This window comes from Streptomyces sp. NPDC056734 (assembly GCF_042790455.1).
Classification (GTDB): domain Bacteria; phylum Actinomycetota; class Actinomycetes; order Streptomycetales; family Streptomycetaceae; genus Streptomyces.
Genome location: NZ_JBHTZD010000002.1, coordinates 233,260 through 247,437 on the forward strand (window position 1 = coordinate 233,260; position 14,178 = coordinate 247,437).

The following is a 14,178-nucleotide window of genomic DNA, read 5'->3' on the forward strand; positions in this document are numbered from 1 at the left end:
GGGTTATCCGGGTGATCTGGGCGATCTGGTGATCTGGGCGATCGGGGGAGCGGGTGCCTGGTCCGGATGGTCTGGCGGCTGGTTCGGTCGGCGGGCGACTGGTTCGGATGGCGGGTGCCTGGTCCGGATGGCCTGGCGCTCGTGCCGGGTGATCGGATGATCGAGTGATCGAAGATCGAGTGATCTCCTGGTCCAGTGATCCGGTGATCGGGTGATCCGGTGATCGGGGTGACCCTGGAGACTCGGGTCGCCCGGTGATCGGGATGACCGGCGATCGAGGGCGACCAGGTGGTCCAGGTGACGCGGTGGCCCAGGTGACCCGGTGATCCGGCCAAGGGCCTGGCCATCGACCCGTACGACAAGAGACGCGCGACCGGAGGACGACGACATGACGGTGACCCTGGCGGACGTGGCGGCCCGTGCGCGGGTCTCGCCCGCGACGGTGTCGCGCGTGCTGAACGGCAACTATCCGGTGGCGGCGGCGACCCGGGAGCGGGTGCTGGGGGCCGTCAAGGAGCTGGACTATGTGCTCAACGGTCCCGCGAGCGCGCTGGCGGCGGCGACCTCCGATCTGGTGGGGATCCTGGTCCATGACATCGCCGACCCGTTCTTCGGCGTCATGGCGAGCGCGATCCAGTCTGAGATCGGCGGGCCGGGGGGCCGCGCGGGCGGCGAGCGGCTGGCGGTGGTCTGCAACACGGGGGGTTCGCCGGAGCGGGAGCTGACGTATCTGACGCTGCTGCAACGCCAGCGGGCGGCTGCGGTCGTACTGACGGGTGGCGCCGTGGAGGACGCGACGCACGGGGCGGCGGTGGCGGCGAAGCTGCGCAGGCTCACCGACGCGGGGACGCGCGTGGTGCTGTGCGGGCGCCCTCCGGTGCCGGACGCGGACGTGGTGACGCTCGCCTTCGGGAACCGTGACGGCGCGCGGGAGCTGACGGAGCATCTGCTGGGGCTGGGGCATCGGCGGATGGGGTATCTCGCGGGTCCGGCGGACCGTACGACGACCCGGCACCGCCTGGAGGGCCATCGGGCCGCGCTGGCGGCGGCGGGGGTCGCCGAGGATCCGCGCCGGACGGTGCACGGCGGCTACGACCGGCGTTCGGGGTACGAGGCCACCCGGGAACTGTGCGCCGCCGATCCGTCGCTGACGGCGGTGGTCGCCGCGAACGACTCGGCGGCGCTGGGGGCGTGTGCCGCGCTGCGGGAGGCGGGGCGGCGGGTTCCGGACGATGTCTCGGTGGTCGGCTTCGACGACCTTCCGTTCAGCGGGGACGCGGTTCCCGCGCTGACGACGGTCCGGTTGCCGCTCGCGGAGGCGGGCGCGCGGGCTGGGCGGATCGCCATGGGGCGCGAGGAGGCGCCCGCGGGTGGGGTGGCCAAGGTGCGGGGGGAGCTGGTGGTACGGGAGTCCTCCGGGCCTGCGCGCGGGGAGTGACCTGCGTCTACTTCTGCGTGATGCCTCCGGCGGGGTGGACGCCCGGATCGGCCCGAGGACGACTGACGGCCTACGGGCCCCAGGCCCCAGGCCCAAGGCCCAAGGACCAAGGACCCAGCCAATCACCGGCGGCTCCTACCATTCCGGCCCATGACCATCACGTACGTATGGCGCGGCGGCTTCGACCTGCGCGGACGCGGTATCGGCACCGGACTGGTCGCCCACGCGGTCACCCACGCCCGTGCGGCGGGGTGCGCGTGGCTGCACGTCGATTTCGAGGAACGGCTGCGCGGCTTCTACTTCGGCGCCTGCGGCTTCGCGCCGACGGACGCGGGACTCATCGCCTTGCGCTGACCCCATCGCCTTGCGCTGACCCCAGCCCCTCCCTCCCGCTCTCCCTTGACCTCAAGTCCGCTTGATGTACGAGGCTCGCGCCATGACCGAGACCTCGGAAACCATCCCCGACCCCACCCTCGTCCACCACCTCGTCCACCGCCTCTTCCGCGCTCTGGACGCCCGTGACCTTCAGCCCGACCGGATGCGCGAGTTCGTCACCGAGGACGTGCGGATGGAGACGCCTGTCGGGGCCGGGGTGGGGGCCGACGCGGCGCGTGGGGCCGAAGAGGCGCTCGCGCCGTTCGCCGGCACGCAGCACATCGCGTCCGGGATTCTCCTCGACGCGCACGACCCGGGCGGCGGCACCGCCCGGGTCTCCTGGAACGCGCTCATGACGCATGTCTACGCCGACGGCACCCTGTTCACCGTCGGAGGCTTCTGCGACGCCGACCTGCGGTGGACGCCGGACGGGTGGCGGTTCAGCCGGATCGCCGTCCGGCCACTGTGGACGCAGGGGACGCCACCGCAGACGAAGGAGAAGACGGAGGAGACGCCGATGGAGAAGGCGACGGAGAAGCCGAAGAACACGCAGTAGCGCCGAGCGGCGCCGCTCAGACCGTCGCCAGGTCGAACTTCTCCGACGTCCCGATCGCCGTACTGCTCGCGATCAGCGACGACGCCCCGGCGCCGGGCGCCGTGACATACCGGCCGTTCGCGGACGCGAGCAGGCTCACCGTGCCGTCGGAGTTGGTGACCAGCTTGAAGGTCTCCCAGGCGTTGATGGCGACGCGGTTGGCGATCAGGGCGGCGGCGCCGGCGGAATCCGCGGAAACGATACGCCCGTTGGCACGGGCGCGCAGGGCGATATTGCCGCCGCCCAGGTCGAGCCGGTCGAAGCGTTCCCAGGCGCCGACCGCGTCGCGGTTGGCGATCAGCGCGGCGGCGCCCCCGCTCTCCGCCGTCACGTACTTGTTGTTGGCGCGGGAGCGCAGGGTGACCGTGGCGACGGCCGGGAGACCGGCGGAGGTGCCGGTGACGAACGGCGTGGTGGGACGGGTCGCCGTCACGGCCAGCTGGCCCTTGAGCATCCGGCCGCCGTCGCCCGTCAGACGCAGGTAGTAGTCCGAGGAGCAGGCCGTGCCGTCCTCGTCCAGGCTCAGGAAGCCCGAGCCGGTGGGAACCCAGCTCTGCGACTCCGCGGTCTTGGCGATCTGGTTGCCCTCGTTGTACTCGTCGTACATCGAGATGTAGATGCCCTGCGACCCGGCGCGGGTCACGTTGTAGAACTGCCGCCACATGAAGTCGCCGTGCACGCGATGGCGCTGGGCCACGTCGCCGGGGAGCACGCACGGCTGGTAGTCGATGCCGGTCTTGGCGCACTCCGCGATGTCAGGGACCGTCGCCACGTTGTAGAAGTTGTCGGAGTCGGCGGCGTTGCCGATCCGGCCGACCATCCACGGGGAGATCATGTTGAAGGCGTGGTAGACGTCGCTGAAGCCGGCGCGCGAGTCGTTGTTGCCGGTGCGCCACCAGGTGGGGACGCCGCCGATGACGTAGCAGCCCTGGTTCTTGAACCAGTTGACGACGTCCAGGCAGGCGGCTGCCGTGAAGTTGCGCTTGTCGTCGTTGAAGCCGAAGCCCCAGAGGCAGACCACCGGCTTGCCGTTCTGCGTGGCGTAGGCCGTACTCGACGTGTGGGCCTTCATCTTGTTGGTCCAGTCGGTCTTGATCTCCGACTGGAAGGCCGTCCAACTGGTGACGTCGTACATGATGTAGAACTTGCGGCCGTACTTCTCCGCGGCGCTGCGCACCTTGGTGGTCATCGCGTCCCGCGTGGGGCCCTCGCCGCCCGTCGGGTTGAAGCGCTGGAGGGCGGCGGTGTCGATGCCGTACTGCTGCATCCACAGGAAGTGGGTGTCGACGGTCTGCTGGTCGTACGACGAGAAGACGCCGGGCGCGCGGCCGTTGCCGAGGTTGGCGAACGCCGTGGTGTACGTCTTGGTGTAGTCACGGACGTCGGGCCACGCGGTGATGCCCTTGTTCGTCGGGGAGGGCGGCTGGGCGCTGTTGGGGCTCCAGTGCCACCACGCGTTTATCGGGGCGCCGTCGCCCTTGCAGGCGAACCAGCCCTGGTAACCGACGGTGATCTTCCCGACCACATCGCCGGGCGGGCTCGCGGTGGCACTCACGTCGGAGGTGGTGGCCGCGCGGGCCGCGAAGGCGCCGAGGGCGGCCGCCGTGGTGCCACCGGCGGTCGCGCCGAGCACCTTGCGGCGGGTCCAGAAGCGCTTGCGGTGGAGGGAGTCCGGCATGCGGGGATTCCTGCCTGGAGAAGTGGGGGATGGGGAAATGCAGGGGTGTGGCGTGGAAAGCGGTTTCGCGGTGGGGCGTGGGATCCCCCCGCAAAACTCAGGGTGTGAGTTAAGTGGTCGTGGTGACACTGAGTCAAGCTCTGGGGATGGAGTGATCGAAAGCTGTGCGGGGACTATGGGTACGTCGCACCCGATAGGGGGTGATTGTGGCGACCGCGCTCGGCCCTCACGGGACAGCGGCACCCGTCCTCCGCCCTCACGGCACGCCATGGACGTGTCCGTGGCCCCGGCCTAAGATTTCTCTGACTGAGTCAGATATCTCGTCCGTCGCCTCTCCACCCCCGGGGCCCACCATGACCGTCCAGGACATCCGTTCCTTCAACCGCTTCTACACCCACCTCATCGGCGCCCTCGACTACGGCCGCCACACCTACGCCCCCTACACCCTCACCGAGTCCCGCGTCCTGTACGAACTCGCGCACGCGCCCCACGTGGACGCGGCCGATCTGCGCACCCAGTTGCATCTCGACGCGGGGTATCTCAGCCGGATCCTGAACAAGTTCGAGCAGGACGGGCTGATCGAGCGCGGGCCCGGCGAGCAGGACTCGCGGCGCCGCCGGATCGGCCTCACCGCGGGCGGCCGGTCCGCCGCCGGTCTGCTGGAGGAGCGGGCGCGCGGGGCGGTGGGCGCGCTGCTGGCGACCGTGCCCGCGGCCGACCGGCCCCGCCTCTCGGACGCGCTGCGCACGGTCCGTACGCTCCTCGGCGACGGCCGGGCGCCCCGCCCCGAGGACGTGGTGCTGCGCGCGCCCGTCCCCGGCGACCTGGGCTGGATCGTGCAGCGCAACGCGGCGCTGTACACCGCCGAGTACGGGTGGAACGGCGACTACGAGGGCCTGGTCGCCCGGATCGTCGCCGACTTCGCCGCGGACCACGATCCGCGTCTGGAGCGGGTGTGGATCGCCGAGCTGGACGGCCGTCCGGTGGGGTGCGTGCTGTGCGTACGGGACGGGGCACCCGCCACCGCGCGGCTGCGGCTGCTGCTGGTGGAGCCGGACGCGCGCGGGCTCGGCATCGGGGATCTGCTGGTCACGGCGGTCACCGACTTCGCCCGCGCAGCCGGTTACCGGGACCTGGTGCTGTGGACCAACGACATCCTCACGGCCGCGCGGCGGATCTATCAGCGCCATGGGTTCGTGCTGGTCGCCGAGGAACCGCACCGGTCGTTCGGAAAGGAACTGGTCGGCCAGGACTGGCGGCTGGAGCTACGCGCGGCGGGCGACTGACGAGTAGGGTCCGGCAGTATGAAGCTGGCCTTCTCCACGCTGGGAGTCCCCGGCCTTCCCCTGTCCGACGTGCTGGCACTCGCCACCCGGCACGGCTACCACGGCGTCGAACTGCGCGCCCACCCCGAGGAGCCGGTGCACCCCGGCATCGGCCCGGCCGAACGGTCCGCCGCGGCGGCCGGGTTCGCCTCCTCGGGCATCGAACTCCTCGGCCTCGCCGGATACGTGCGGGTCGCCGCGCCGGGTGCCGACGGACCCGTACTCGACGAACTGCGCGCCCTGCTCGACCTCGCGAAAGACGTCGGGGCGCCGTACGTCCGGGTGTTCCCGGGCGCCGATCCGCAGCAGGAGGCGGCCGAGTCCGACGCGGCGGCGGTCCGCCGGCTGGCCGAGGGCGCGCGGTACGCGGCCGACTCCGGCGTACGGATCCTGCTGGAGACCCATGACTCGCACCGGACCGGCGCCGAGGCCGCCCGGGTGCTCGGGCCGGTCAGCCATCAGCTCGGACCCTCCGGTGAACGCAGCGTCGGCGCGCTGTGGGACGTGATGCACACCTGGCTCGGCGGTGAGCAGCCCACGCAGACCTTCGCCGCGCTCGCCCCGCACCTGGGCTATGTCCAGGTCAAGGACATCGCGTCCGCCGACGACACCACCCCGCTGCCGCTCGGCGCCGGCATCCTGCCGCTCGCCGAGTGCGTCGAGGTGCTCTCCCGCAACGGGTGGGACGGCTGGCTGTGCTGGGAGTACGAGAAGCGCTGGTACGAGGCGGCGAAGCCGCTGCCGGACCTGCTGGCGGCCGGGAGCCGCCACCTGGGACGGCTGCTGCACGACGCGGCCTGAGGTTGGGGCCGGGCCGGGGCCGAGCCTGAGGGCCGGGGCCGAGCCCGAGGCCGAGGCCGTACTCCGCGAGCCACACCTCCAGTTCCGGTTCGTCCGGATCCGGCAGCTGCGGGTACACGACCTGGTTGGCCCAGGGCGTCGAGCCGGCCGGCCAGCCAGTGCTGCCGGTGCTGCTCGGGGCGGTGGTTCTGCCATCCGTGGAGGATGAGGTACGAGGTCATGGGGTGATCGTCGCCGAAGGAGCCGACGGGACCAACAGGGCCGACGGGGCCAATTGGGGTCCAGCACGACCGACACACCCCCGCCCCCCAGATGCCCGGGCGCAGCCCCTTCGGCGGTTACCGTGCACTCCCCTGACCGGCGGAAACTTCCCGACCGTGGTGACTTCCGGGAAGTTTCCTTCAGCGGATCACCTCCGGAAGGAGCACGCGCGCATGCCCTCCAGACGTACCGTCCTCGCCGCCACGGCCGGTGTCACCGTGACCCTGGCGATCGGCACCGAAGCCCGGGCCGTCGCCGGGTACCGGGACCGTGGACTCCGGGACCTGATCTCCCGTATGACCCTGGAAGAGAAGGTCGGGCAGCTCTTCGTCTCGCGGGCGTACGGGCACTCCGCCACCGCCCCCGACCAGGCGGACATCGACACCAGTCTGCGCGAGCTGGGCGTGCGGACCCCGGCCGAACTGGTCGCCCGCTACCACCTCGGCGGGATCATCTACTTCGCCTGGGCGCACAACACCCGCGACCCGCACCAGATCGCGAGCCTGTCCAACGGCCTCCAGAACGCCTCCCTGACCCGCCCGCGCGGCCTCCCGCTGCTGATCTCCACCGACCAGGAGCACGGAGCCGTGGCCCGGATCGGCCGGCCCGCGACCCTGCTGCCGGGGGCGATGGCGCTCGGCGCGGGCGGCTCGCCCGGGGACGCCCGGCGCGTCGGCCGGATCTCCGGCACCGAACTGCGGGCGATGGGCATCCGGCAGGACTACTCCCCCGTCGCCGACGTGAACGTCGACCCGGCCAACCCGGTGATCGGCGTCCGCTCCTTCGGCGCCGACCCGCAGGCCGTTGCCGCCCTCGTCGCGGCCGAGGTGACCGGCTACCGGTCGGCCCAGGTGGCGGCCACCGCCAAACACTTCCCCGGGCACGGGGACACGGCCGTCGACAGCCACTACGGGTTCCCGGTGATCACGCACAGCCGCGAGGAGTGGGAGACGCTGGACGCGGTGCCGTTCCGCGCGGCGATCGAGGCCGGCATCGAATCCATCATGACCGCGCACATCCTGGTCCCGGCCCTCGACGACTCCGGCGACCCCGCCACCCTCTCCCGCCCGATCCTCACCGGCATCCTGCGCGAGGAGCTGGGCTACGACGGTGTCGTGGTCACCGACGCGCTCGACATGGCGGGCGTACGGCAGAAGTACGGGGACGACCGGGTGCCGGTGCTGGCGCTGAAGGCCGGGGTGGACGTGCTGCTGAACGCGCCGAAGCTGGACGTCGCCTGGAACGCCGTGCTCAAGGCCGTCCAGGACGGCGAGCTGCCGGAATCGCGCCTGGACGAATCGATCCTGCGGGTGCTGCGGCTCAAGGCGGGGCTGGATCTGTTCGACGCCCCGTACGTCAGCCGGTCCGGCGTGGACCGCGCGGTCGGGACCCGGGCGCATCTGACGGAGGCCGACCGGATCGCGGAACGCACCACGACCCTCCTGGTCAACCGGGACCGGCTGCTCCCGCTCACCCCCGCCACCCACCGCACCCTGCTCGTGGTGGGCGCCGACCCGGACTCCCCCACCGGCACCACCGGCCCGCCCACCACCGTCCTCGCCACCGCCCTGACCGAACTGGGCTTCACGGCGACCCCGCTGCCCACCGGCATGTCCCCCGCACCGGCCACCGTCGACCGCGCGGTCACCGCGGCGGCGGGCGCGGACGCCGTGGTCGTCGCCACCTGCAACGTCTGGGCGGCCAGCACCCAGAAGACCCTGGTGGAACGCCTCCTCGCCACCGGGCGGCCGGTCGTCGCCGTGGCCGTCCGCAACCCCTACGACGTGGCCCACGTCCCCGGCGTCCCCGCCGCCCTGGCCGCCTACTCCTGGACGGACGTGGAACTGCGGGCGGTGGCACGGGTGATCGCCGGACGAGCGCGGCCCCGGGGGAAGCTGCCGGTGCCGGTGCGGCGGGCGGACGATCCGGAGCGGGTGCTGTATCCGCTGGGGCACGGTCTGTCCTACTGACGGCCAGGACAGGACCGTAGGACCGCCGCAGCCGGAGCCGGAATCAGAGCCGCAGCCGGAGCCGGGATCAAAGCCGGAGCCCGATCCGGGGCCCGAGCCGGAGTCTGAATTGGGGTCAGAAGCACCGATCCGCACCATCCATATGAAGATCGTTTATTGAGTCCATAGGGACTTTCTTTGATCAGTCGCTAAACTGCCGCCCTGTCATGACTCGGACCACTGCTTCCGGGCATTGTCCGTCATCACTCACATGCCGGGGACCACTGTGGCACTCCACGCACGCACCACACGCACCGCGAGCCGCCGGACGGCACAAGGGGCGGCTCCCGAACGCCGGTTGTCGCTGCGGACGATCCTGTTCGCGCTGGCTCTGGTGCCCTGTCTCGCCCTGGTCGCCCTGGGGGTGACGAACTCCTCCCAGCACTACGGGGACTGGCGCCGCGTCAATGACCGGCACGAGGCGGCGCATCTCTTCAACGAACCCCTGCTCACCGTCTTCTCCGCCGTCCAGGCGGAGCGGCAGCTGACCTCGATCGCCATGGCGGAACCCGACGCGGACCGGTCCGAACTGACGCGTCAGCGCGGGCTCACCGACACGGCCGTGCAGAGCCTCGACGCGCTGTCCGGCTCCGTGCCGGCGGATCTCGACGAGCCGTTCCGCGAGCTTGAGGACGGCCTCGGGCAACTGCCCTCCTACCGCGACGCGGTGGACGAGGGGTCCGCCGACCCGGAGAAGACGTTCAACGGCTACACCGACATCGTCACCACGGAACTGGAGCTGCTGGAGGGCTTCACCGACGTGGGCATCGGCGAACAGGCCATCCTCGGCCGGCCCGCGTTCGACGCCCAGTGGGGCCTGGAGATGATCGCCCGTGAGGACGCGATCATCTCCTCCGGAGCGGTGAGCGGCCAGCTCACCGGCGGGCAGCGCTTCCAGCTCGCCAGCGCGATCGGCGCGCAGAAGCACATCTACGACGACAAGGTCCTGCCGCAGCTGCCCGGCACCCGCGGCGACGCGTACGACAGTGTGCGCAACGGCGCCGACTGGGACCAGAAGGTCGACATCGAGACGGTCCTGCTCAGCACCGAGGACGCCGACGAGGCCGGCCGGACCCCGGTGGCCGCCTCCGTGGGCGAGGAGTGGCAGCAGGTCCTCAGCAAGATCACTCCCCAGCTGGAGGCGGCGGGCGAGGCCCACGCCGCGGACATCGACGCCGGCACCGAGGCAGAACTCGGCGGCCTGATGACGAAGGTGATCATCAACGCCGCGGTGAGCGTGGCGGCCGTGCTGCTGGTGCTGCTGTTCACGCTGCGCCTGACCGGCATCCTGCGCCGCCGGATCTTCGCGCTCCGCTCCGAGGCCCTGGAACTCCAGACCCGGCTGCCCGACCTGGTGGAGCGGCTGCGCCAGGGCGAGAAGGTCGACACCGACGCCGAGCTGCCCGCGATCCGGCACGCCAACGACGAACTCGGCCAGCTCGGCCAGGCCCTCAACCAGGCCCGCAGTTCGTCCCTGGAGACCGCCGTACGCGAGGTCGAGCTGTACCGCGGCTTCGAGCGGCTGCTCCAGCGCATCGCCCGGCGGACCCAGCTGCTCATCGGCATGCAGCTCAAGCGTCTCGGTGAGATGCAGCGCCAGCACGAGGACCCGGCGGTCCTCCAGGGGCTGTTCGACCTCGACCACCTCGCGGCCCGGCTGCGCCGCTACGAGGAGAACCTCGTCATCCTCGGCAACGGACAGCCGCAGCGCCGCTGGCGCAGGCCCGTGCTGCTGCTGGACATCCTGCGTTCCGCGCAGGGCGAGGTGCAGGACTACCGCCGCATCCAGATCGACACCGACGGCGAGGCATGGCTGTCCGAGCGGGCCGTCGGTCCCCTGGTGCACGTCCTGGCGGAGCTGATGGAGAACGCGGTGACCTTCTCCAAACCGCCGACGCCGGTCGAGGTGCGGGCGACCCAGGTGGGACGCGGTGTCGCGATCGAGATCGAGGACCGCGGCATGGGCATGGACGCCGAGCAGTACATCGCGGCGAACGTGCTGATGGCCGACCCGCCCCGGATGGACGTGATGTCCCGCGCCGACGACGCCCGGCTGGGCCTGTACGTCGTGGCCCGGCTCTCCGCCAACCTGGGCCTCAAGGTGGAGCTGCGGCGCTCGTCCTACGGGGGCACCCGGGTGGTCGTCCTGGTGCCCGGGGACCTGATCGCCGACGGTGTGCCGCTGCCCGAGCAGTACCCGCCCGCCGATGCCACGGCCTTCCCCGACCAGCTCGCGCTGCACGCCGCCGCCGAGCAGACGAACGACTACTTCGATCCCCGGCGGCACCGGCCCAGCGACCGGGAGACGTACATCCGTCCCCTCGTCGGCGCCTGGGTCGAACCGCCGGCCCGGCCCACCCCGCCCCCGCCCCCGCCGCCGCCCTCGGTCCCCACCCCGGCCCCCGCCGCTGCCCCGAGGCAGGACAGGCAGGACAGGCAGGTCACGGAGCCGCTGCCCCGGCGGGTACGGCAGGCCAGTCTCGCCACCGAACTCCGGCAGCCTCCCCCCGTGTACCAGGAGGCACCGCACCTGGACCCGGCCTCCGGCACAGGGGGCGTTCCGCCACTGCCCAGGCGGGCCGGGGGCCGCTCCGGCTCCACGGTCGGAGCCTTCCAGCGCCAGTCCCGGACGGCCCGGCTCAGGCCGGCCTCCGACCAACCACCCAACCACCCCGCCCCGGGTTCCGAGGGGACCCGGAAGGAAGACGGACGATGACTCTGCGAAGCACTGCCACCAACTCCGACCTCGACTGGCTGCTCGACCGGCTGGTCGACCAGGTTCCGGGCACCCGGAACGCCGTGGTGCTGTCCGACGACGGGCTGGTCGTCAGCCAGTCCAGCAGCGTCGCCCGGGTCGACGCCGAGCGCCTGGCCGCGATCGCCACCGGTCAGCAGAGCCTGGCCCGCGGCATCGGCGAGGTGTTCGGCGGTGGTGCCGTCCACCAGGTCATCATCGAACTGGAGTCCCTGTGGCTGTTCATCAGCTCCGCCGGCCGGGGGACCCATCTGGCGGTCGTCGCGGACCAGGAGGTGGACGCCGAGGTGATGGCCGTCGCGATGGACACCCTCGTACAGCAGGTGGGCCAGCATCTGGGTACCGAGGTGCGGGTCGTCCAGGGGCATGTGCAGGAGCGGGGGGAGGACGTGAGTGAGGCACTGGGCCGACACGGCGGCGGACGACGATGACGCGGAGGACGGCCTGGTCAGGCCGTACACGATCACCCAGGGGCGGACGGCTTCGGCGCGGGACGACCTCACCCTCATCACGGTGATCGCCACCGTCGCCGGGCGCGGCGACCAGCAGACCGACCGCAGCCTGCAACCCGAGCACCGGCTGATCCTGCGGCAGTGCCACTCACCGGTGGCGCTCGCCGAGGTCTCCGCCCGGCTGCGGCAGCCCATTGCGGTGACGAAGATCCTCGTCGACGACCTGCTCGGGATGGGCAGGGTGGCTCTGCGGCCGCCGCTCACGGTCGTGATGGGCGAGGAACCCGACATGATTCTTCTTCAGGCGGTGAAGGATGCCCTACTCAGACTCTGACGACCAGCAGACCGGGGCACCCGTGTCCCAGGCGACGACGGTCGCGGCACCCGCCGCCGTGAAGATCCTGATCGCGGGCGGGTTCGGCGTCGGCAAGACCACCATGGTCGGGGCCGTGAGCGAGATCCCGCCCCTGAACACGGAGGAGCAGCTGACCGTCGCGGGCCTCGGCGTGGACGACCTCGACGGGGTGGAGGGCAAGACCACCACCACCGTGGCGCTGGACTTCGGCCGGATCACGGTGACGTCCGAGCTGGTCCTGTATCTCTTCGGCACCCCCGGGCAGGAACGCTTCTGGTTCATGTGGAACGACCTGGTGCAAGGTGCCCTGGGCGCGGTCGTCCTCGCCGACACCCGGCGGCTGGCGAGCAGTTTCGCGTCGATCGACTTCTTCGAGAGCCGCCGGGTCCCGTTCGTGGTCGGCGTCAACTGCTTCCACGGATTCCAGGACCGCTCGGTGCCGGAGATCAGGGAAGCGCTCGACCTCGACCCGAACGTCCCGGTCGTCATGGGCGATCTGCGGGACAAGCAGGCGAGCCGGGATCTGCTGCTCGCCCTGGTCAACCGGCTGATGGCGGGCCGGGCACCGCTCCCTACCCGCCGCTGACGACCTGCCGGTCCGCTCCCTCGGGCGCCGGGAAGCGGCGCGGTCCGCCGGGCATCCGCCCGGACCGCGCCGCTTCCCTCTACCACCCGGCCCGCGTCACGGCCGTAGCGTCGGCTCCCGTTCCACGTCACGGACGTCGAGCTTGGCATCGTAAGGGGCCAGCGGCTCGGCGAGAGCGGCGTCCTGCTGGACGGCGGCCGGGGCGACGCCCGCCCACTCCTGGATCTTCGCCGTGGCCAGCGCCTGCTGGTCGGCGACCAGACCGGCCACGTTCGCGCCGTGGTTGGCGCCGGGCGCGGTGAAGACGTACGAGTCGCGCGCCCCCTTGCCCAGGCGGAACGGCTCGGCGCCCCAGGGGTCGTTCTCCCCGTAGACGAACAGCATGTGGTCGGCGTTCTTCTTGACCCAGCTGTCGATGTCCTTCATCGCGGACGGCTGGAAGCGCATCGCGATGTCGCTCGGCACGAAGGAACGCGGCGAGAAGTAGCCGTAGCGGATGTACTCCTCCTCGATGTGCGGGAACTCGATGCTGGGCGCGCCCAGTTGGGTGCCCGCCTGGTAGTAGTACGGGGTGTACGGGGCCAGGCCCTGGTCGCTGTAGAACGAGAAGCCCGCGATGGTGTCGATCGAGTTCCAGATCTCGTCGTCCGTCGCGTTCGGGGCGTCGGCGGGGATGTCGCCGCAGTCGGCGAGCAGGCTGTACTGCCAGAAGGCCCAGACATAGTCGAGGACGGTCGCCTCGTACGCCTTGTCGAGGCTGCCGACGGTGGTGAAGGTGTAGCCGTGCTCGGCGGCGAGGGCCGCGTAGCGCTCCTCCAGTGGCTCGCGGCGCACCAGCGCCTCGCGCTGTACGCCGTTCAGCCGGTCGCGGCACTCCTCGGTGCCGACGTTCTCGAAGAACCGGTCGTAGGCGGCGTCCTGGTCGTTCACCACGTCGTTGGGGGCGACGTAGGCGACCACGCCGTCCATGTCACGCGGGTAGAAGCGCTCGTAGTAGGTGGCGGTCATGCCGCCCTTGGAGCCGCCGGTGGAGATCCAGTTCTCGGGGTAGAGCGGCTTCAGCGCCTGGAAGATACGGTGCTGGTCGCTGGCGGCCTGCCAGATGTCCAGCTTGGTCCAGTCGGTGGGGCTGGGCCGGGACGGCGTGAAGTAGCGGTACTCCATGGAGACCTGGTTGCCGTCCACGATCTGGGTGGGCTCGCGGCGGCTGGGGGTTGTGGAGACGTTGTAGCCGCCGGTGTGGAACACCGTGGGGCGCGAGACGTCCTTGTGCAGCACGGTGATGCGCTGCTGGAAGGTGCCCTTCGCCGGGTTCTTGTGGTCGACCGGCTGGGTGTAGGTGAAGACGAAGAAGCGGTAGCCGGGGTACGGCTTCTCCTGGACCAGGCTCATGCCGGGTATGGCGAGCAGCCGGTCCTTGATGTCGGTGGCCTCCGGCTGCTGAGCGGCGGTGGCCGCCCCCGCCGTGCTCAGTGTGCCGATGAGCACCGTGAGCGCGAGCAGCCATCTGAGCGCCTTGCGCATGCACCCTCCCCTGTGAAGCAGATG

At 71.3% G+C, this 14,178-nt stretch carries 11 protein-coding genes and 1 pseudogene; 10 read left to right on the forward strand and 2 right to left on the reverse strand.

The window, feature by feature from the left end:
- The first annotated feature begins 388 nt into the window (after nt 1-388).
- The 3 genes and pseudogenes from ACFRFC_RS03055 (at nt 389) to ACFRFC_RS03065 (ending at nt 2,369) form a co-directional block, all read left to right on the forward strand.
- Nucleotides 389-1,438, forward strand: coding sequence for a LacI family DNA-binding transcriptional regulator (locus ACFRFC_RS03055; protein ID WP_382681660.1), 1,050 nt, complete (start codon nt 389-391; stop codon nt 1,436-1,438).
- Nucleotides 1,439-1,627: 189 nt separating this feature from the next.
- Nucleotides 1,628-1,792: pseudogene (locus ACFRFC_RS03060) on the forward strand (GNAT family N-acetyltransferase); the annotation flags it as partial.
- A gap of 82 nt (nt 1,793-1,874) precedes the next feature.
- Entirely contained in the window at nt 1,875-2,369 is a 495-nt protein-coding gene (locus tag ACFRFC_RS03065) for a nuclear transport factor 2 family protein (RefSeq protein WP_382681657.1), read from the forward strand.
- Between the two features lie 16 nt (nt 2,370-2,385).
- Here the strand turns inward: ACFRFC_RS03065 and ACFRFC_RS03070 are convergent, their stop codons facing one another.
- On the reverse strand, nt 2,386-4,086 hold the full coding sequence (locus tag ACFRFC_RS03070; RefSeq protein WP_382681654.1) for a xylosidase: 1,701 nt from the start codon (nt 4,084-4,086) through the stop codon (nt 2,386-2,388).
- 353 nt (nt 4,087-4,439) lie between these two features.
- Between ACFRFC_RS03070 and ACFRFC_RS03075 the strand changes: the two genes are divergently transcribed.
- The 7 genes from ACFRFC_RS03075 (at nt 4,440) to ACFRFC_RS03105 (ending at nt 12,630) form a co-directional block, all read left to right on the forward strand.
- The gene (locus ACFRFC_RS03075; protein WP_382681652.1) at nt 4,440-5,372 is read left to right on the forward strand and encodes a GNAT family N-acetyltransferase; all 933 of its coding nucleotides are present in this window, start codon (nt 4,440-4,442) and stop codon (nt 5,370-5,372) included.
- Between the two features lie 18 nt (nt 5,373-5,390).
- Complete coding sequence (locus ACFRFC_RS03080; RefSeq protein WP_382681650.1) at nt 5,391-6,212, forward strand: sugar phosphate isomerase/epimerase family protein; 822 nt, start codon at nt 5,391-5,393, stop codon at nt 6,210-6,212.
- Between the two features lie 434 nt (nt 6,213-6,646).
- Nucleotides 6,647-8,443: a glycoside hydrolase family 3 protein gene (locus tag ACFRFC_RS03085; protein WP_382681648.1), complete on the forward strand. Its 1,797-nt coding sequence runs from the start codon at nt 6,647-6,649 to the stop codon at nt 8,441-8,443.
- A gap of 265 nt (nt 8,444-8,708) precedes the next feature.
- A complete protein-coding gene (locus ACFRFC_RS03090) occupies nt 8,709-11,198 on the forward strand; it encodes a nitrate- and nitrite sensing domain-containing protein (protein ID WP_383112581.1) in 2,490 nt (829 codons plus the stop codon).
- Entirely contained in the window at nt 11,195-11,668 is a 474-nt protein-coding gene (locus ACFRFC_RS03095; RefSeq protein ID WP_382681642.1) for a roadblock/LC7 domain-containing protein, read from the forward strand. The genes ACFRFC_RS03090 and ACFRFC_RS03095 overlap by 4 nt, the downstream gene beginning before the upstream one ends.
- A complete protein-coding gene (locus tag ACFRFC_RS03100) occupies nt 11,631-12,023 on the forward strand; it encodes a DUF742 domain-containing protein (RefSeq protein ID WP_382681639.1) in 393 nt (130 codons plus the stop codon). The genes ACFRFC_RS03095 and ACFRFC_RS03100 overlap by 38 nt, the downstream gene beginning before the upstream one ends.
- On the forward strand, nt 12,004-12,630 hold the full coding sequence (locus tag ACFRFC_RS03105; protein ID WP_382681637.1) for an ATP/GTP-binding protein: 627 nt from the start codon (nt 12,004-12,006) through the stop codon (nt 12,628-12,630). Before ACFRFC_RS03100 ends, ACFRFC_RS03105 begins: the two co-directional genes overlap by 20 nt.
- A gap of 96 nt (nt 12,631-12,726) precedes the next feature.
- Here ACFRFC_RS03105 and ACFRFC_RS03110 read toward each other — a convergent pair whose 3' ends face one another.
- Entirely contained in the window at nt 12,727-14,154 is a 1,428-nt protein-coding gene (locus tag ACFRFC_RS03110; RefSeq protein WP_382681634.1) for a S28 family serine protease, read from the reverse strand.
- Between the last annotated feature and the right edge of the window lie 24 nt (nt 14,155-14,178).